This is a genomic window from Kitasatospora sp. NPDC053057 (assembly GCF_044546945.1).
In the GTDB taxonomy this organism is placed as follows: Bacteria; Actinomycetota; Actinomycetes; order Streptomycetales; family Streptomycetaceae; genus Kitasatospora.
Genome location: NZ_JBITZP010000032.1, coordinates 12499 through 30787 on the forward strand (window position 1 = coordinate 12499; position 18289 = coordinate 30787).

The 18289-nt window shown below is 73.4% G+C and carries 16 protein-coding genes; 11 read left to right on the forward strand and 5 right to left on the reverse strand.

Features of this window, described 5'->3' with window-relative positions; genetic code table 11:
- Positions 1 to 254: 254 nt before the first annotated feature.
- Positions 255 to 497: a chaplin family protein gene (locus tag ACIG5E_RS28080; protein WP_396537898.1), complete on the forward strand. Its 243-nt coding sequence runs from the start codon at positions 255 to 257 to the stop codon at positions 495 to 497.
- Between the two features lie 364 nt (positions 498 to 861).
- Positions 862 to 1635 (forward strand): chaplin family protein, encoded by a 774-nt coding sequence (locus tag ACIG5E_RS28085; protein WP_396537900.1) that lies wholly within the window; start codon positions 862 to 864, stop codon positions 1633 to 1635.
- 179 nt (positions 1636 to 1814) lie between these two features.
- Here the strand turns inward: ACIG5E_RS28085 and ACIG5E_RS28090 are convergent, their stop codons facing one another.
- Positions 1815 to 2024: a DUF5703 family protein gene (locus tag ACIG5E_RS28090; protein WP_033350848.1), complete on the reverse strand. Its 210-nt coding sequence runs from the start codon at positions 2022 to 2024 to the stop codon at positions 1815 to 1817.
- A 362-nt stretch (positions 2025 to 2386) separates the two neighbouring features.
- Between ACIG5E_RS28090 and ACIG5E_RS28095 the strand changes: the two genes are divergently transcribed.
- Positions 2387 to 2986 (forward strand): hypothetical protein, encoded by a 600-nt coding sequence (locus tag ACIG5E_RS28095; RefSeq protein ID WP_196948001.1) that lies wholly within the window; start codon positions 2387 to 2389, stop codon positions 2984 to 2986.
- Between the two features lie 80 nt (positions 2987 to 3066).
- Here the strand turns inward: ACIG5E_RS28095 and ACIG5E_RS28100 are convergent, their stop codons facing one another.
- Both ACIG5E_RS28100 and ACIG5E_RS28105 read right to left on the reverse strand, forming a co-directional pair.
- Complete coding sequence (locus tag ACIG5E_RS28100) at positions 3067 to 5184, reverse strand: helix-hairpin-helix domain-containing protein (RefSeq protein ID WP_396537903.1); 2118 nt, start codon at positions 5182 to 5184, stop codon at positions 3067 to 3069.
- Between the two features lie 59 nt (positions 5185 to 5243).
- Positions 5244 to 6224 (reverse strand): aldo/keto reductase, encoded by a 981-nt coding sequence (locus ACIG5E_RS28105; RefSeq protein WP_396537905.1) that lies wholly within the window; start codon positions 6222 to 6224, stop codon positions 5244 to 5246.
- A 241-nt stretch (positions 6225 to 6465) separates the two neighbouring features.
- On the opposite strand from ACIG5E_RS28105, the gene ACIG5E_RS28110 reads away from it, so the two are divergent.
- From ACIG5E_RS28110 to mshC, 6 genes are all read left to right on the forward strand, one after another.
- Positions 6466 to 7512, forward strand: a complete 1047-nt coding sequence (locus ACIG5E_RS28110; RefSeq protein ID WP_396537907.1) for an LLM class F420-dependent oxidoreductase — start codon at positions 6466 to 6468, stop codon at positions 7510 to 7512.
- A gap of 121 nt (positions 7513 to 7633) precedes the next feature.
- A complete protein-coding gene (locus tag ACIG5E_RS28115; RefSeq protein WP_396537909.1) occupies positions 7634 to 8326 on the forward strand; it encodes an MSMEG_4193 family putative phosphomutase in 693 nt (230 codons plus the stop codon).
- Between the two features lie 205 nt (positions 8327 to 8531).
- Positions 8532 to 9098, forward strand: a complete 567-nt coding sequence (locus ACIG5E_RS28120) for a DUF3090 domain-containing protein (protein ID WP_396537911.1) — start codon at positions 8532 to 8534, stop codon at positions 9096 to 9098.
- 56 nt (positions 9099 to 9154) lie between these two features.
- Entirely contained in the window at positions 9155 to 9940 is a 786-nt protein-coding gene (locus ACIG5E_RS28125; protein ID WP_396538030.1) for an SCO1664 family protein, read from the forward strand.
- A gap of 5 nt (positions 9941 to 9945) precedes the next feature.
- Positions 9946 to 10116 (forward strand): helix-turn-helix domain-containing protein, encoded by a 171-nt coding sequence (locus tag ACIG5E_RS28130; protein ID WP_396537913.1) that lies wholly within the window; start codon positions 9946 to 9948, stop codon positions 10114 to 10116.
- 209 nt (positions 10117 to 10325) lie between these two features.
- Positions 10326 to 11555: a cysteine--1-D-myo-inosityl 2-amino-2-deoxy-alpha-D-glucopyranoside ligase gene (gene mshC / locus ACIG5E_RS28135; protein WP_396537915.1), complete on the forward strand. Its 1230-nt coding sequence runs from the start codon at positions 10326 to 10328 to the stop codon at positions 11553 to 11555.
- Between the two features lie 85 nt (positions 11556 to 11640).
- Here the strand turns inward: mshC and ACIG5E_RS28140 are convergent, their stop codons facing one another.
- Positions 11641 to 12594, reverse strand: coding sequence for a PAC2 family protein (locus tag ACIG5E_RS28140; protein WP_396537917.1), 954 nt, complete (start codon positions 12592 to 12594; stop codon positions 11641 to 11643).
- 356 nt (positions 12595 to 12950) lie between these two features.
- Between ACIG5E_RS28140 and ACIG5E_RS28145 the strand changes: the two genes are divergently transcribed.
- Positions 12951 to 13472, forward strand: a complete 522-nt coding sequence (locus ACIG5E_RS28145) for an SRPBCC family protein (protein WP_396537919.1) — start codon at positions 12951 to 12953, stop codon at positions 13470 to 13472.
- Here the strand turns inward: ACIG5E_RS28145 and ACIG5E_RS28150 are convergent.
- A complete protein-coding gene (locus ACIG5E_RS28150; RefSeq protein WP_396537921.1) occupies positions 13469 to 14521 on the reverse strand; it encodes a hypothetical protein in 1053 nt (350 codons plus the stop codon). The two genes, ACIG5E_RS28145 and ACIG5E_RS28150, sit on opposite strands and share 4 nt — an antisense overlap.
- A 185-nt stretch (positions 14522 to 14706) precedes the next feature.
- Here ACIG5E_RS28150 and metH point away from each other — a divergent pair, with 185 nt between their 5' ends.
- Entirely contained in the window at positions 14707 to 18234 is a 3528-nt protein-coding gene (metH, locus tag ACIG5E_RS28155) for a methionine synthase (protein WP_396537923.1), read from the forward strand.
- Positions 18235 to 18289: the final 55 nt, after the last annotated feature.

The window sequence follows — 18289 nt, forward strand, 5'->3', positions numbered from 1 at the left end:
GCTGATCAGGCGACTGGGTCGGCCCGCTCCCGGACTGCCGGGGGCGGGCTGACCGCATTGTCCGAGCGCATGATTGTGGGACGGGTCGGAGGAGATCAACAGAAACGATTCCGCCCGCGATTCCGCGCCGCTTGTCTGTGCGAAGCGTCACCGTTGCGGGTGAATGGGAAATCTGTTCCGTACCCCGTTTGCCGCAGCGTCGTTCATTCCTGTGCAGCCCGCCGAACGGGTTGCTTGTCCATACAGGAGGAATGATGAAGGTCAAGAAGATCGCCGCTGTCGCCGCCGCCACCGGTGGCCTGGTGCTCGCCGCCGCCGGTGTCGCGTCCGCTCACGGCGGTGCCGGCGCCGAGGGTGTGGCCGCGGGCTCTCCGGGTGTCGTCGCGGGCAACCAGGTCCAGGTTCCGGTCCACGTGCCGGTCAACGTGTGCGGCAACACCGTCAGCGTGATCGGTCTGATCAACCCGGCGTTCGGCAACCACTGCGCCAACGTCTGAGTCAACCTCCGGGCCGCTGAGGCCCGTTGAGCCCGATTCAGCACGGCCCCCGGGCGGCGGACGCGCCGCATCGGGGGCCTTTGTGCGTTCCGGGCCGGGGGTCGTGCCGGGGTCCGCGTCCGGTCCCGTTCATGAGGCTCGGCAAGGCCCCGACGCTCCGATCGCTCGATCGGGTGAAGATGCTTCGTTCGGCCCAACCTCGGTGTTCGCCCCTCGTTAACTCCTGTGCAGTCAAAGACCTTGCGTGATTGCCGGATATACGGAAATTCCGATTTTCATAAGGTTCACGTCAAGGTCGCCACGCCGTCTCGAAACGTCAGGGGAAATCATGAGGAATGTAGCCAAGAAGGGGATCCTCACTGCCGTGGCCACCGGCAGTGTGCTGGCCTCCACCGCCGGCTACGCCTACGCGGCCGCCGAGGCGCAGGGAGGTGCCGCGGGATCGCCGGGTGTCGCATCCGGGAACTCGGTGCAGGTGCCGGTCGAGGTGCCGATCAACGCCTGCGGCAACACCGTCGACGTGGTCGGCGCGCTGAACCCGGCGTACGGAAACCGTTGCGCCAACGTCGGCGGCGGCGGTCACGCCGCCCCGAAGCCCGGCCAGACCGGTCAGCCCGGGGGCAGTGACAGCTCCGGCACCGGTGCGAGCCACGGCCCCTCCGCCTCCGGTGCCTCCGCCAGTGGCACCACCGCCGGCTCGCCCGGGGTGATCTCCGGCAACAGCGTCCAGGCCCCGGTGCACGTCCCGGTGAACGCCTGCGGCAATTCCGTGAACGTGGTCGGCGCCGGCAACCCGGCCTTCGGCAACGAGTGCGGCAACGTCGCCCATCCCGCCCCGAAGCCGACCGACGACTGCCCCGAGGGCCGCACCCCCTCCACCCCGCCGTCGACCGGCGGCGACACCCCGGGCGGCCCGCGCAACGGCGGCCCGTCCACCAGCGCCGCCCCGAGCACCCAGGCCGTCCCCGCCGCCGCCCGTACCAGCGCCCCGGCCGCTCCCGCCGCGCAGAGCGTCGCCGCGGACAGCCAGCTGGCCCACACCGGCGCGGGCGGCGTCGAGGTGCTCGGTGCCGCAGGGCTCGCGCTGCTGATCGGCGGTGGCGTGCTCTACCGCCGCGCCCGCGCCGGCGCCCGCTGAGTCCTCCCGCGGGCTGAGCCCCCGACCGCTCAGCGGTACCCGTCGGCGAAACGGCACACCCGCCGAGGCAGCACCCGCCGACGAAACGACGCACCCGCGGCCGCCCGTAGAACGACGGGCGGCCGCGGGTGCGTGAAGGCTCGGCGTGCATCCCCCCAGGGCGGACCGGGCCCCGCCCGTCACCAGCTCCGGACCTGCCGGATGATCCGCCGCTTCAGCCGGACAGTCCGGCTCCCGTCGGGGAACAGCCTCAGCCGGTCGAGCTCCCAGTGCCCGTACTCGGCGTGCTCGGTGAGCAGTTGGCGTGCCGCGTTGCGCGTGGTCCCGCGCGGCATGCGCAGCGACTGGTACTCGTACTCCGGCTGCCGGACCGGCTTCGGTGGGGTCAAAACGCTCCTCCTGAGGATCACCTGCACGCAAGCCTACGGCTTGCCCCGGACAGTCGGCCCGGGTATTTCCGGCCGTCCTCCCGCCCCGCCGCGGCGGCCCGACGGCCCTCACCCCGGGCACTCGTCTGACAGTGCATCAGTTCTGTTGTGGTTGTGGAGTGGATTCCCCGATACCGGCGCGCGTAGCCGCACCCGGACGGCCCCGCCGGACCGGTCGCGCGCCCTCTGCGCCGCCCCACGCCGGTTCTGTCGGTGGACAGAAACCCCGGAATCGGACATCAGGGGGGAAGTTGCGGTGAAATCGCGGGTGTAGGTGACAACCGCTGTGCGTACCGGCGCCGTGGGGAGATAGCGTCTGCACCATGTCTGATGCCGCGCAGCCCACCATTGCCGAGGTACGCGCCGCCGCTGAGGCGGTCAAGGCCGCCATCGACCGTCATCTGGAAGCGGTGTCAAGCCCCAACGCAGCTGATGATCCCGCCGTGTCCGCTGCCTACGAGCAGCTCGCGACGGCGGCCATCGCCTACGACCAACTCCTGTACGAGGCCTACGACGAGGTCACTCCCTTCGAGATCCCCGGCGACGAGGGACCGGGCGGCTACCACGGCCCGGAGCAGCCCGAGGCGATCAGCGTGCTGATCCGCCGCGACTACCACGTGGTCGACCCCAAGCGGCTGCGCGCGCAGGCCGAGCGGCTCGACGAGTCGCTGACCCCGGGCGGCGCCGGCGGCGTGAACGCCGCGATCGGCGTGCTGTTCGGCGAGTACGAGCCGGACGAGATCGCCGCCCGCAGCGAGGAGTTCGGCCTGGAGGAGGCGGACTCGACGCTCTGGGTCGCGGCGGCCGAGCCGACCGAGCCGGGGGAGTGGCTGCCGGAGCCCTTCGAGCACGCCGACCCGCAGCTGCTGATCTGCCGGTTCGACGTGAGCGAGGTCTACGACGACGAGGACCCCGACGACTGACGTCGCCCGTACGCGCGAAGGGCGGGCCCGGGAGCACCGGGCCCGCCCTTCGCGCGTCAGCCGGTCGGATCGGCCACGGGTCAGTACGCCGAGGCCGCGTTCTCCGCGAGGATCGCCCGCAGCCGGGTGGTGCGCGGCTGCGCCGGGCGCTCGGCGACGGCCTGGACGAGCGCCGGGCCCGCCGCGTGGACCACGGACAGGTGGCGCTCGCCGCGCCCGAACGCGGTGTAGACCCACTGCCGGGAGAGCGCCGGGCCGGCGGCCTCCGGCACCACGACCACCGCGGCGGGCCAACGGCGGCCCAGCGCCTGGTGGACGGTCAGCGCCCAGCCGTGCCGCAGCCGGCCGACCTCGGCGGGCGGGACGGTCCGGCGCGAGCCGTCCGGGTACTCCAGGTGCAGGCCGGCGGCGTCGCCGTCCAGCACCCGGGCCGGGCGGGTGACGCCGGGGGTGGGGGACTCGACCACCCGGTCGCCCGGGTCGAAGCCGCCGAACCGGCCGGGGCCCGGGTTCAGCCGGGCCTTGGCGGCGGCGTTCAGCGCGCGCGTACCGGCCGGGCCGCCGTGGCCCGGGGTGAGCAGCACCACCTGCTCGGCGGGGATGCCGAGCGCGCGCGGGATGGAGTCGGTGAGCAACTGGACGGCACGGTGGACGGCCTCGCCGCCGTCCTTGGCGGTCAGGATGACCACCTCCTTGTCCGGCGCATCGACGGGCTGCAGCTCGCCGATGCCGACCCCCGAGACCAGCTCGCCGATCGGGCCGAAGTCCGGGGTGCGGGACGCGACCGCCGGGCAGACCTTGGCGGCCAGCAGGTCGGCGAAGAACCGGCCCGGGCCGGCCGACCAGAGCTGGCCAGGGTCCCCGCTGAGCACCAGCCGGGTGCCGTCGGCGAGCGACTCCAGCACGGTGGCGGCCAGTTCGACGTCCAGCAGCGGCGCGTCCAGCACGATCAGGAGGTCCAGGGCGAGCGAGCCGTCCGAGGAGCGGCCGGGGCCGGCCGCACCGGACAGCAGCTCGGCGAGGGTGACCACCGGGGTCTCTGCCTCGACGAGGGAGTCGAAGGACTCCTTGCCCTGGTCGGTCCAGGTGGCGGCCCAGGCGCGCAGCCCGAGTCCCACGGCGGCGGCCAGCAGCGCGGCCGGCTCGGCGCGGGCCGCCTCACCGCCGGTGTGCAGGACCAGGGCGCTCTCGGCGACGGCCCGGATCAGGGCGGTCGCGGAGGAGGACGGCGCCGCCTCGGCGGCGGCCTCCCAGGCGGCGGGGCCGGGGGAGACGGGCACGGCCTCGGCGGGGGCCGCGCCGTCCGCCGCCCCGCCCTCCTCGACCTCGGAGCCCTCCTCGACCTCGCCCTCCTCGACCTCGGAGCCCTCCTCGACGTCGACGTCCTCGCCCGGCACGAAGGTGGCCATCAGCTGGAGCAGCTTCTCGGCGAGGCTGTCCTCCGCCATCGCCAGCGCCTCCAGCGCGAGCAGCGTCCGCGTCGGCGCCTCGTCCTCGTCGCCGCCCGCCGCGTGCGCCTCGGCTCCGCTCAGCTCCTCCTGGAAGGGCAGCACCCGCCCGTCCGCGACGGCCTCCTGGATCGCGGCGGCCGGCTCGGGCATCCGGAGCCGTTCGAGCCCGGCGGCCACCTCGGCCAGCTCCTGGGCCGAGTGTCCGCGCAGCGCCGCCTGCTCCAGCAGCCAGACCACCAGCGCCTGGGCCCGGCGCGCGTCGTCCGGGGCGGCCGAGTTGCCGAGCAGCCCGCGGGCGAAGTGGTCCGCGTGCTCGGGGCGTACGCCGGGCAGGCCGAGGATCGCCCACGGGTCCTGGCGCAGCCGCTCGGCGGCGTCCTCGCCGAACTGTGCGACGGCGGCGGCCGCCAGCTCGGCCGGGGCGCCGCCGGCGGCCAGCACCTCGACGGTCTCCTGGAGCGCGTCGCCGCGCGGCCCGTCGGGCCGCGCGGCCGGGGCGGCCTCGACGGCGGCCCGAGGAGCCGCCGAACCCGCAGCAGCCGTAGCCTCAGCCGTCCCGGACGCCCCCGGCCCGGACGCCCCGGGCTCGGAAGTCCTGGGCTCCGAGGGCTCGGGCGCCGGGGCTGCCGGCCCCGAACCCTGCGGCCCGATCCTGCGGATCTGCGCCGCGAGCTCGGCGATCTTCGCCGCCTTGTCGGCGGGCGAGAGCGCAGTCTCCTCCGGAGCGCCGTTCCCCGTGTCACTCATCGTCGTCCGCTCCAAAGGTCACTCCACTGCACGTTCTGCTCGACAACCCGGCCCGGGGGTCACAGCTCGGTCCACCCGTGGTCCGGGTAGCGGTGCACCGGCGACGAGATGTCGTCCAGCGCGCCACGGATCTCACCCGGAAGCGTAAGCGCCTCCACTGACAGTGCCGCCTGCAGCTGTGCCACCGTGCGCGCCCCGACCAGCGCACTCGCCACGCCGGGCCGGTCCCGGACCCAGGCCAGGGCGACCGCGAGCGGGCTGCTGGCCAGCCCGTCGGCGGCGGTGGCGACGGCGTCCACGATCCGCCGGGAGCGCTCCCCGAGGTACGGCTGGACGAACCCGGACAGGTACGCCGAGGCGCCGCGCGAGTCCTGGGGGACGCCGTGCCGGTACTTGCCGGTGAGCACCCCGCGCCCGAGCGGCGAGCCCGCCAGGATCCCGACCCCGGCGTCCAGCGCGGCGGGCAGGGCCTCGCGCTCGATGCCGCGCTGGAGCAGCGAGTACTCCAACTGGGCCCCGGCCAGCGGCATCCGGTCGTGCCGGGCGCGCTGCCAGGCGGCGGCCTTGGCGAGCTGCCAGCCGCTGAAGTCGCAGACCGCGGTGTAGCGGGCGCGGCCGGAGGAGACGGCGATGTCGAGAGCGCTGAGGGTCTCCTCGACCGGGGTCATCGGGTCGAACGCGTGCACCTGCCACAGGTCGACGTAGTCGGTGCCGAGCCGGCGCAGCGAGGCGTCCAGGGCGGCGAGCAGGTGGCCGCGGGAGCAGTCGAAGCGGCGGGCGGACTCGGGGACGCTGCCCGCCTTGGTGGCGATGACGAGTTCGGAGCGCGGGATCAGGCTGTCGGTGAGGCGGGAGATCAGGTACTCGGCGCCGCCGTCGGCGTACACGTCGGCGGTGTCGACCAGGTTGCCGCCGGCGTCGACGAACTCCTTGAGCTGCTCGGCGGCTTCGTGCTCGTCGGTGTCCCGGCCCCAGGTCATGGTGCCGAGGCCGAGGCGGGAGACCTGCAGGCCGGTACGGCCGAGGTGACGCTTTTCCATCGGACTGGCCCTCCACTCGCCGGGTGGCACCGGTGGCCCGGTAGCCCTGTAAACGCGCAGGTGGGGAGAGCGCTCCCCACGTCGGCTGAGCGTAGCGGCCGGTGCCCGGGCAGGGGCGCAGACCCGCAGAACGATCAACACCGGCGCTGTGACCCAGACCACCGCTACCCGTCAGTAGCCTGAGCCGTACGGGCACCACTACGCTCGACCACCAAGCCCACCCGACTGGAAGGTTCGGCACATGCGACTCGGCATCAACCTCGGCTACTGGGGACTCGGCATGGATGCCGACAACATCGCGGTGGCCCAGGAGGCGGACCGGCTCGGCTACTCGGTCTGCTGGGCGGCCGAGGCGTACGGCTCGGACGCCGCGACGGTGCTGAGCTTCGTCGCCGCGAAGACCGAGCGGATCGACGTCGGTTCGGCCATCTTCCAGATCCCGGCCCGCACCCCGGCGATGACCGCGATGACCGCCGCGACCCTGGACACCCTCTCCGGCGGCCGCTTCCGGCTCGGCCTCGGCGTCTCCGGCCCGCAGGTGTCCGAGGGCTGGTACGGCGTGAAGTTCGACAAGCCGCTCGCCCGCACCCGCGAGTACGTGGAGATCATCCGCAAGGCGATGTCCCGCGAGCGCCTGGTGCACGAGGGCGCGCACTGGACCCTGCCGCTGCCCGGCGGCCCGGGCAAGCCGATCAAGCTGACCGTGCACCCGGTGCGCGAGCACATCCCGCTGTACATCGCCGCGATCGGCCCGAAGAACCTGGAGCAGACCGGCGAGACCGCCGACGGCTGGCTCGGCATCTTCTTCGCCCCGGAGCACGCCGCGCTCTCCCTCGACCCGCTGAAGGCCGGGCGCGCCAAGGCCGGCAAGTCCCTGGACGGCTTCGACCTCTGCCCGACCGTCACCATCGCCGTCGGCGAGGACATCAAGGCCGGCGTCGACTCCCAGCGTTCCTACGCCGCGCTCTACATCGGCGGCATGGGCAGCAAGGAGAAGAACTTCTACAACCAGCTCACCCGGCGGATGGGTTACGAGCAGGCCGCCGACGAGATCCAGGAGAAGTACCTGGCCAAGGACTACGCGGGCGCCGCGGCCGCCGTCCCGCACGACCTGATCGACGCCACCTCGCTGATCGGCGACACCGCCCGGATCGCCGACCGGATGCAGGCCTACGCCGACGCGGGCGTCACCACGCTCACCCTGGCCCCGTCCGGCTTCACCCTGGACGAGCGGATCCAGGCGCTGCGCACGGGCGTCGAGGCGCTGGAGCGGGCCGGGCTCGCGTAACCGGTCGGAACGAGAGCGGCACGACAGCCAGTCGTGCCGCGTCGACTTCTCAGCCGTGGGCGGCCGAGCTTGCCGGGAACCGCACCCCACCGCCGCGTCCGGAGGCCGTAGGCTGAGCCCCATGCCCACCCTGCTGCTCGTCCGCCACGGCCGCTCGACCGCGAACACCGCCGGAATCCTGGCCGGTTGGACCCCCGGCGTGGACCTGGACGACACCGGGCGCGCGCAGGCCGCCGCACTGGCCGGCCGGCTGGCCGCGATCCCGCTGGTGCAGGCCGTCAGCAGCCCGCTGGAGCGCTGTCGGCAGACCCTGGAGCCGCTGCTCGCCGTCCGCCCCGAGCTGGGCCCGCCGGCCGAGGACGAGCGGCTGGGGGAATGCCACTACGGCGAGTGGACCGGCCGCCCGCTGGCCGAGCTGGCCAAGGAGCCGCTCTGGCGCACGGTGCAGGACCACGCCGCCGCCGCGGCCTTCCCGGGCGGCGAGTCGCTGCGCGAGCTGAGCCACCGCACGGTCGGCGCGGTCCGCGAGTGGAACGCGAAGATCGCCGCCGAGCACGGCGAGGACGCGGTCTGGGTCGCCTGCTCGCACGGGGACGTGATCAAGGCGGTGGTGGCCGACGCGCTCGGCCTGCACCTGGACCACTTCCAGCGGATCAGCGTCGAGCCCTGCTCGGTCACCGCGATCCGCTACACCCCGCAGCGGCCCTTCGTGCTCAGGATGGGCGACACCGGCGACCTCTCCTCGCTGGCGCCCAAGCCCTCCGCCGCCCCGGCCACCCCGGCCGGCGACGCGGTGGTCGGCGGAACGGCCTGAGCCGCGCGACACCGCCCGGGCCCGCGGGTGCCACCCCGTCCGCGGCCTCCGGCTCGGCTCCCCGGCCGGGCCCCGGAGGTCGTAGGGTGACTGATGAGTGCTCCGCAGTTGGACCACCCGCCCGTTGAACGACCTCGCCCCGTTGGACAACCCCGCGATCCCGCATGGCGGATCCGCACCGACCGACACGATCCGGAGCTAGAGCGTGCCCCGTCAGGTCTTCTTCTACGACCAGCCCGAACGGTTCGTGGCCGGCACCGTCGGCCAGCCCGGCGCCCGGGCGTTCTACCTGCAGGCCAGCGCCCGGGGCCGGATCACCAGCGTGCTGCTGGAGAAGAACCAGGTCGCCGCCCTCGCCGAGCGGATCGAGGAGGTCCTGGACGAGGCGCTGCGGCGCAGCGGCGGCGACGCCGCCATCCCGGCCGCCGCGCCCAAGGACCTGCTCGACACCGCCCCGCTGGACCTCCCGCTGGAGCAGGAGTTCCGGGTCGGCACCATGGCTCTGGCCTGGGACAGCGTGGACGCCTGCCTGGTAGTCGAGGCGCAGGCGCTGGTGGAGGACGAGGAGGAGGACGGCGAGGAGGCGGTCTTCCAGGACGACGAGAACGGCCCGGACATGCTGCGGGTGCGGCTGACCGGTGCGATGGCCCGGGTGTTCGCCAAGCGCGCGCTGGACCTGGTCGCGGCCGGCCGCAAGCCCTGCCCGTTCTGCAACCTGCCGCTGGACCCGGAGGGCCACCTGTGCCCGCGCGCGAACGGCTACCGGCGCTGAACACCGAGACCCCGCCGCAGGCCGACCCGGGAGCGGCCGCCGCCCTCGCCGCCGACGTGCCGACCGCCCTCGCGCTGCTGCGCCAGGGCGTGCTGACGGTGCACGGCCGCCTCACCGAGGCCTCCAACGCCGCGCTGTACTGCACCGTCGAGCACGGCTCGCTGAGCGCGCAGGCCATCTACAAGCCGGTGGCCGGCGAGCGACCGCTCTGGGACTTCCCGGACGGCACCCTGGCCGGCCGCGAGGTCGCCGCGTACGAGCTGTCCGCGGCGACCGGCTGGGAGCTGATCCCGCCCACGGTGCTGCGCGAGGGGCCGCATGGGCCCGGCATGGTGCAGCTGTGGGTCGAACCGGACCCGCAGGCCGAGCCGTTGCTGGCGCTGCAGGACCCGAACGGCCCGGAGGAGGGCTGGCTGCCGATCGTCCGCGCCGAGGTCGAGGACGGCCGCACCGCGCTGCTGGTGCACCACGACGACTGGCGGCTGCGCCGGCTCGCGGTGCTGGACGCGGTGCTCAACAACGCCGACCGCAAGGGCGGCCACCTGATCCCCGCCGCCGACGGCCGGGTGTACGGCATCGACCACGGCGTCACCTTCAACACCGAGGGCAAGCTGCGCACCCTGCTGTGGGGCTGGGCGGGGGACCGGCTGCCGGCCGAGGCGCTGGAGGTGTTGTCCCGGCTGGCCCGGCAGCTGGACGGGGAGCTGGCCGAGCGCCTCGCCCCGCATCTGACCGGCGCCGAACTGGACGCCACCCGCGCCCGGGTGGCCGCGCTGCGCGGCTCGGGCAGGCACCCGCTGCCCTCCACGGACTGGCCGGCGATCCCCTGGCCGCCGGTGTAGGCCCCTTGACGACAGGTCAGGTGGCCAAGGAGGCGGGCTTCGCGGACCCGGCGTACTTCTGCCGCTTCTTCCGGCGGGAGACCGGGATGACCCCGGGGGAGTTCCGGGCCCGGGTCGACGGAAATCACCATGATCCCCGGATCATGTCCATCGCCGTCGCACCGGACGGTCCGTAGATTCACTGCTGGCCACCGGGAGCCGGGCGCCCGTCGGCGGCAGGGCCGACCGGGCGCTCACCCGTGCCCGCGGGCCGGAGCGCGCCTTATGCCCGAAACGGAACGCTCACTATCAGTCGGAAAGCGGTCAGGCAACGACAGGATGCGAATTCAGTCGATCTTGGATACTGGTTAGGCTTTCAAATGTTCTCAAGGTTAAAGTCGATCCCATGCATGCCTGGCCCGCCTCCGAGGTCCCCGCCCTGCCTGGTCAGGGGCTCCCCCTCCACATCTTCGACACCGCAGCGGGCAAGGTCCGTGAGGTCGTGCCGCAGGACGGCACCGCCCGGATCTACGTCTGCGGCATCACCCCCTACGACGCGACCCACATGGGCCACGCCGCCACCTACAACGCCTTCGACCTGGTGCAGCGGGTCTGGAAGGACGCCGGTCACGACGTCCTCTACATCCAGAACGTGACCGACGTGGACGACCCGCTGCTGCAGCGCGCGGTCGAGACCGGCCAGGACTGGGTGGCCCTCGCGGAGCGCGAGACGGCCCTGTTCCGCGAGGACATGACCGCCCTGCGGCTGCTCCCGCCGGCCCACTACATCGGCGCCGTCGAGTCCATCCCGTGGATCGTCCCGATCGTCCAGAAGCTGCTGGCCTCCGGCGCCGCCTACAAGGTGGACGAGGACATCTACTTCTCGGTCGACGCCGACCCGCACTTCGGCCAGGTCTCCGGCCTCACCCGCGAGGCCATGCGCCCGGTCTTCGCCGAGCGCGGCGGCGACCCGGACCGCCCCGGCAAGCGCAACCCGCTGGACGCCCTGCTCTGGCTGGCCGCCCGCCCGGGCGAGCCCGCCTGGGACACCGAACTCGGCCACGGCCGCCCCGGCTGGCACATCGAGTGCGTGGCCATCGCGCTGCAGTACCTGGGCATGACCTTCGACATCCAGGGCGGCGGCAGCGACCTGTCCTTCCCGCACCACGAGATGGGCGCCTCGCACGCCCAGGTCGCCACCGGCTCCCACCCGTACGCCAAGGCGTACGTGCACGCAGGCATGGTCGCGCTGGACGGCAAGAAGATGTCCAAGTCCCGCGGCAACCTGGTCTTCGTCTCGGCCCTGCGCCGCGACGGCGTCGACCCGGCGGCGATCCGCCTGGCGCTGCTCTCGCACCACTACCGCGCCGACTGGGAGTGGACCAAGGACGTCCTGGACGAGGCCGTCGAGCGCCTCGCCCGCTGGCGGGCCGCGGTCTCCCGGCCGGACGGCCCGGCGGCCGAGCAGCTGCTCGCCGAGGTCCGTGCGGCGCTGGCGAACGACCTGGACGCGCCCGCCGCGCTGGCCGCCGTCGACCGCTGGGCCGCGCAGCAGGAGAGCGAGGGCGGCACCGACATCGGCGCGCCCGGCCTGGTGAGCCGGACGGTGGACGCCCTGCTCGGCGTCGCGCTGTAGTCCGGTAGTCCCGCAACGACGCCGAAGGGGGCGTCAGGACCGAGGTCCTGACGCCCCCTTCGGCGTCGTTCACCGGGGGGGAGGACTACTCCTCCTCGGCGCCCTCCTGGCTCTCCCGGGTCGTGCCCGGCGACTCCGGCTCGGCCGGCCGCTCCGCCGTCGCATGCCCGGACACCGGCTTCTCGCCGGTCGGCCCGACGTTCTCCCGGCGGCGCAGATAGCGCTCGAACTCGCGCGCGATCGCGTCCCCGGAGGCCTCCGGCAGCTCCGCGGTGTCCTGCGCCTCCTCCAGCTGCTGGACGTACTCGGCCACCTCGCTGTCCTCGGCGGCCAGCTGGTCCACGCCGAGCTGCCAGGCCCGGGCGTCCTCGCCGAGCTCACCCGGCGGGATGCGCAGGTCCAGCAGGTCCTCCAGCTTGTTCAGCAGCGCCAGCGTGGCCTTGGGGTTGGGCGGCTGCGCGACGTAGTGCGGCACCGCGGCCCACAGCGTCACGGCCGGCACCCCGGCGTGGGTGCAGGCCTCCTGCAGCACCCCGACGATCCCGGTCGGGCCCTCGTAGCGGCTCTCCTCCAGGTCCAGCCGACGGGCCAGCTCCGGGTCGGAGGTGACCCCACTGACCGGCACCGGGCGGCTGTGCGGGGTGTCGCCGAGCAGCGCGCCCAGGATCACCACCAGCTCGACGCCCAGCTCGTGCGCGAAGCCGAGCAGCTCGTTGCAGAACGAGCGCCAGCGCATGCTCGGCTCGATGCCGCGCACCAGCACCACGTCCCTGGTCACCGGCTCCGTCACCCGGACCACCGAGAGCCTGGTGGTCGGCCAGGTGATCCGGCGGATGCCGCCGTCCAGCCAGATCGTCGGCCGGTTGACCTGGAAGTCGTAGTAGTCCTCCGCGTCCAGCGCGGCGACCACCTTGCCGCCCCAGGTCTCGTCCAGATGCGCCAGAGCCGCGGAGGCGGCGTCACCCGCGTCGTTCCACCCCTCGAAGGCGCACACCATCACCGGGTCGATCAACTCGGGAACATCTTCCAGCTCGATCACCCAGCGTCTCCCTCCGGTCGGCGGTCGGACCGGCACCGCCTCGGCTGGCCTGCCGGGGCACTGACGGGCCGGCTCCCGCCTTCGAACCTCTCGTCTCCCATGGAACGGCTCGCTCCATGGTCCCTACCTGCCCAGCCTACGGGCTTTGATGCGCATGGCGGCCAGGGCACCGGGACAGTCTGGGGGAGCGGGCCGCCGCGATCCAGCGGTTATCCGCTCCGTGACGGCTGACGCCCCGCCGCCCGGCCCGGACGGCGGCGCACGGTGTCCGACCGGCGACGGAGCGCACAGGAGTGACGCCCGGGCACGGCGGCGCGATGATGGTGGGCGGGGGCCGGGGCGGAAGGGGCCGACCGATGAACCGATGGCTGTGGATCGGCGCGGGTGCGGGAGCGGCGGCGCTGGCCGGGGCCGCGCTGCTGGCGGCGGACCGGGCCGGGCGCCGGCTGCCGGTGGAGCACGTCACCGAAGGCGGGCTTGAGCTCGCCCAGACTCCCGGCGCGGTCTGGGACGTGCTCACCGACATCGACCTGTACCCGGCCTGGCGCCCGGGCCTCACCCACGTCGAACGGCTGCCCGCCGGGGCCGGCGGCCGCCCGCGCTGGCGCGAGTACGACCGGCACGGGCACATCACCTACGAGGTGGTCGCCAGCGAGGCCCCGCACCGCCTGGTGACCGGCATCGCCGACCCGGACCTGCCCTACGGCGGCACCTGGACGTACCAGCTCACCCCGGCCGGGCCCGGCTGCTCGCTGACCGTCACCGAGCGCGGCGAGGTCCGCAGGCCGCTCCACCGGGCCGTCTCCCACTACCTGACCGGCGAGGACGCCACCGTCCACCGCTACCTGGGCGCCCTGGCGCACCGGATGGCTCCCTAGCCGGGGTCCACCCAGCCCCGCCGGTACGCCGCCCAGTTCTCCGGCGTCGCGGCGAAGTCCACGTACAGCGCGACGCCGAAGTCGGCCCGCCGCAGATCCTCGCGGCCGAGGCCCAGCCGGACGCCCCGGATGGCCGCCGGGACGGTCTCCGCTCGGCCCAGGTGGCCCCACCTGTCGTCCCAGAAGAACGGCAGGCCGATCAGCAGGTCGACCTGCGGCGGGGTGGCCCGAAGCGCCAGCTCGGTCTGCTGGGCGACGTAGCCGCCGAACAGCGGCTCGGTCGGCATCGAGGTGTCGTAGGCCATCACCGCGATCTGGTCGACCCGGCGGGCGGTCTCGCGGAAGTACGCCTGGTCCCACCACTTGCCGTGGTCGGTGAGCAGGATGCCGGCGGTGTGCAGGCCGGGGACCGGGTCGATCTGCGGGGCCGCCACCGACAGCGTGGCGCCGCGCGCGGCCGTCACCGCGCGGACCTCGTCCAGCAGGGCGAGCCAGCCGGCCGTGCCGGGGCGGATCGGCTCCATGTCGAAGTGCACGCCGTCGAAGCCCTGGTCCAGCACCTGGCGGGCGGAGGCGGTGATCCGGTCCCGGGTGGGCGCGTCGTCCAGGTCCAGGGCGTCCCGCTCCGGCTTGACCTCGTCGCCCAGCCAGCCCTGCAGCCGCACCCCCGGCAGCGCCCGGTGGGCGGCCTCGGTGAACCAGCGGGCCTGCGGGTGGACGGACGCCGGCAGTGAGCCGTCGTGCTCCAGCGGCCCGGTGTGCACGTACAGGTCGCGCACGCCGGTACCGGCCAGCTGCCGGGCCAGCGCCGCCACGTCCGCGTCGGTCTTGCGGCCGTCCACCCAGGCGTGGCCCAGCCAGACGGCGTCCCGGCCGCGGGTGCGGGCCTCGGCGGCGGGTTCACCCGTGTAGTGCAGTCGGATCGCGACGAGCACCGAGCCCAGCGCGGCGACCGGGACGGCCACCGCCAGCCCCAGTGCCAGCAGGGCCCGGCGCCACCGGGACCAGCCTCTCCAACGCGCGCGCAGCGCCCGGAACGGGGCCGTCACGGCCCGACCCACGCGCCGCGCGGCGGTCCGGAATCGGGCCACGCGGTTGCTCCCCCCTTGCGGTCGAGCGCTCAGGATACGGAATGGGCCCGCGGGCGGGGCCGTGTGCCGGATACCCTGGCGACGTGCGGGCCCGAGCAAGCGGGTTCGCAAAGCCGACAGCCGTCGCACCAGGGAGACGCCCCATGGCCACTGCAGCCAACCCGTCCATCACTCAGCAGAGCCGCGCGAACGCGCTGCGTGAAGCGCTTGCCACCCGGGTGGTGGTCGCCGACGGTGCGATGGGCACCATGCTCCAGGCGCAGGACCCGACCCTGGAGGACTTCCAGGACCTCGACGGCTGCAACGAGGTCCTCAACATCACCCGGCCGGACATCGTCCGCTCCGTCCACGAGGCCTACTTCGCGGTGGGCGTGGACTGCGTCGAGACCAACACCTTCGGCGCCAACTTCGCCGCGCTGGGCGAGTACGACATCCCGGAGCGGATCTTCGAGCTGTCCGAGGCCGGCGCCCGGATCGCCCGCGAGGTGGCGGACGCCCACGCCGCCGACGGCCGCACCCGCTGGGTGCTCGGTTCGATCGGCCCCGGCACCAAGCTGCCGACCCTCGGCCACGCCCCGTACGAGGCGCTGCGCGACGGCTTCCAGCAGAACGCGGCCGGCCTGATCGCCGGCGGCGCCGACGCGCTGCTGGTGGAGACCAGCCAGGACCTGCTGCAGACCAAGGCCGCGATCCTCGGCTCCAAGCGCGCCCTGGCCGAGGCCGGGCTGGACCTGCCGGTGCTGGTGCAGGTGACGGTGGAGACCACCGGCACCATGCTGCTCGGCTCCGAGATCGGCGCCGCGCTCACCGCGCTGGAGCCGCTCGGCGTCGACTACATCGGCCTCAACTGCGCCACCGGCCCGGCCGAGATGAGCGAGCACCTGCGCTACCTGGCCAAGAACGCGAAGATCGGCCTGTCCTGCATGCCCAACGCGGGCCTGCCGGTGCTGGGCAAGGACGGCGCCCACTACCCGCTCTCCCCGGCCGAACTGGCCGAGGCGCACGACGTGTTCACCCGCGAGTACGGCCTCTCGCTGGTCGGCGGCTGCTGCGGCACCACCCCCGAGCACCTGCGCCAGGTGGTCGAGAAGGTCCAGGGCCGCCCGATCGCCCGGCGCGAGCCCCAGCCGGAGCCCTCGGCCGCCTCGCTCTACCAGGCGGTGCCGTTCCGCCAGGACACCTCGTACCTGGCGATCGGCGAGCGCACCAACGCCAACGGCTCGAAGAAGTTCCGCGAGTCGATGCTGGCCGGCGACTGGCAGGCCTGCGTGGAGATCGCCCGGGACCAGATCCGGGACGGCTCGCACCTGCTGGACCTGTGCGTGGACTACGTCGGCCGCGACGGCGTCGCCGACATGAAGGAGATCGCCGGTCGGCTGGCCACCGCCTCCACCCTGCCGATCGTGCTGGACTCCACCGAGCCGCCCGTGCTGAAGGCCGGTCTGGAGGCGCTCGGCGGCCGAGCGGTGCTCAACTCGGTCAACTACGAGGACGGCAACGCCCCCGACTCGCGCTTCGGCAGGATCGCCTCGCTGGCCCGCGAGCACGGCGCCGGCCTGATCGCGCTGACCATCGACGAGCAGGGCCAGGCCCGTACGGCCGATGCGAAGGTCGCGATCGCCGAGCGGCTGATCGCCGAGCTGACCGCCGACTACGGCATCGACGAGGGCTCGATCCTGGTCGACTGCCTCACCTTCACCCTGGCCACCGGCCAGGAGGAGTCCCGCCGGGACGGCATCGAGACCATCGCGGCGATCCGCGAGCTCAAGCGCCGCCACCCCAAGGTGCAGACCACCCTCGGCCTGTCGAACATCTCCTTCGGCCTCAACCCGGCCGCCCGCGTGGTGCTCAACTCGGTCTTCCTGCACGAGTGCGTGGAGGCCGGCCTGGACTCGGCGATCGTGCACGCCTCCAAGATCCTGCCGATCTCCCGGATCCCCGAGGACCAGCGCGAGGCCGCCCTCGACCTGGTCTACGACCGCCGCCGGGACGGCTATGACCCGCTGCAGCGCCTGCTGGAGCTGTTCGAGAACGTCTCCACCGCCTCGGTCAAGGCCTCCAAGGCGCAGGAGCTGGCCGCGCTCCCGCTGGAGGAGCGGCTGCAGCGCCGGATCATCGACGGCGAGCGGGGCGGCCTGGAGGCCGACCTGGACGAGGCGCTGGCCGAGCGCCCGGCGCTGGAGATCATCAACGACACCCTGCTGTCCGGCATGAAGGTGGTCGGCGAGCTCTTCGGCTCCGGCCAGATGCAGCTGCCGTTCGTGCTCCAGTCCGCCGAGGTGATGAAGACCGCGGTGGCCCACCTGGAGCCGCACATGGAGAAGTCCGACAGCGAGGGCAAGGGCACCATCGTGCTGGCCACCGTCAAGGGCGACGTCCACGACATCGGCAAGAACCTGGTCGACATCATCCTGTCCAACAACGGCTACAACGTGGTCAACCTGGGCATCAAGCAGCCGGTCTCGGCGATCCTGGACGCCGCGCAGGAGCACAACGCGGACGTGATCGGCATGTCCGGCCTGCTGGTGAAGTCCACCGTGATCATGAAGGAGAACCTGGAGGAGCTGAACCAGCGCAAGCTGGCGGCGAGCTACCCGGTGATCCTCGGCGGCGCCGCCCTGACCCGCGCCTACGTCGAGCAGGACCTGCACGAGATCTACGAGGGCGAGGTCCGCTACGCCCGGGACGCCTTCGAGGGCCTGCGGCTGATGGACGCGCTGGTCGCGGTCAAGCGCGGCGTGCCCGGCGCGACCCTGCCGGAACTCAAGCAGCGCCGGCACGCCCGGGTCGAGGTGGAGGAGCCGGAGCCCGAGGTCAACCTCGGCCAGATCCGCTCCGACGTCACGCTGGAGAACACGCTGCCCACCCCGCCGTTCTGGGGCGACCGGATCGTCAAGGGCATCCCGTTCGCCGACTACGCCTCCTGGCTGGACGAGGACGCGCTGTTCAAGGGCCAGTGGGGCCTGAAGGCCGCCCGCAACGGTGACGGCCCGTCCTACGAGGAGCTGGTGGAGACCGAGGGCCGGCCGCGGCTGCGGGCCTGGCTGGACCGGCTGCAGACCGAGGGCTGGCTGGAGGCGGCCGTGGTCTACGGCTACTACCCGGCCAACTCCAAGGGCGACGACCTGATCGTCTTCCACGAGGACGGCACCGAGCGGACCCGCTTCACCTTCCCCCGCCAGCGCCGCGGCCGCCGGCTCTGCCTGGCGGACTTCTTCCGCCCGGAGGAGTCCGGCGAGCGGGACGTGGTCGGCCTGCAGGTGGTCACCATGGGCAACCGGATCTCGGAGGCGGCCAACGAGCTGTTCGCCGGGAACTCCTACCGCGACTACCTGGAGCTGCACGGCCTCTCGGTGCAGCTGGCCGAGGCGCTCGCCGAGTTCTGGCACGCCCGGGTCCGCTACGAGCTGGGCTTCCACGGGGAGGACCCCCAGGACGTCAAGACTGGGCCTGATCTAAAAGCAATGTTCGCGCTCAAGTACCGGGGCGCCCGCTTCTCGCTCGGCTACGGGGCCTGCCCCGAGCTGGAGGACCGCGCCAAGATCGCCGAGCTGCTGAAGCCCGAGCGGATCGGCGTGGTGCTCTCCGAGGAGTTCCAGCTGCACCCGGAGCAGTCCACCGACGCGATCGTGATCCACCACCCGGAGGCGAAGTACTTCAACGCCCGGTAATCCGTACGCCCCTCTCCGTTCGCTCTTTCCGGGCGAAGCGGGCGTATCCTGGATG

Excerpts from the sequence above, each read along its gene's own strand:
- ACIG5E_RS28080 (WP_396537898.1), top strand. The coding sequence starts at position 255 with ATGAAGGTCAAGAAGATCGCCGCTGTCGCCGCCGCCACCGGTGGCCTG.
- ACIG5E_RS28095 (WP_196948001.1), top strand. The coding sequence starts at position 2,387 with ATGTCTGATGCCGCGCAGCCCACCATTGCCGAGGTACGCGCCGCCGCT.
- ACIG5E_RS28100 (WP_396537903.1), bottom strand. The coding sequence starts at position 5,184 with ATGAGTGACACGGGGAACGGCGCTCCGGAGGAGACTGCGCTCTCGCCC.
- ACIG5E_RS28105 (WP_396537905.1), bottom strand. The coding sequence starts at position 6,224 with ATGGAAAAGCGTCACCTCGGCCGTACCGGCCTGCAGGTCTCCCGCCTC.
- ACIG5E_RS28110 (WP_396537907.1), top strand. The coding sequence starts at position 6,466 with ATGCGACTCGGCATCAACCTCGGCTACTGGGGACTCGGCATGGATGCC.
- ACIG5E_RS28115 (WP_396537909.1), top strand. The coding sequence starts at position 7,634 with ATGCCCACCCTGCTGCTCGTCCGCCACGGCCGCTCGACCGCGAACACC.
- mshC (WP_396537915.1), top strand. The coding sequence starts at position 10,326 with ATGCATGCCTGGCCCGCCTCCGAGGTCCCCGCCCTGCCTGGTCAGGGG.
- ACIG5E_RS28145 (WP_396537919.1), top strand. The coding sequence starts at position 12,951 with ATGAACCGATGGCTGTGGATCGGCGCGGGTGCGGGAGCGGCGGCGCTG.
- metH (WP_396537923.1), top strand. The coding sequence starts at position 14,707 with ATGGCCACTGCAGCCAACCCGTCCATCACTCAGCAGAGCCGCGCGAAC.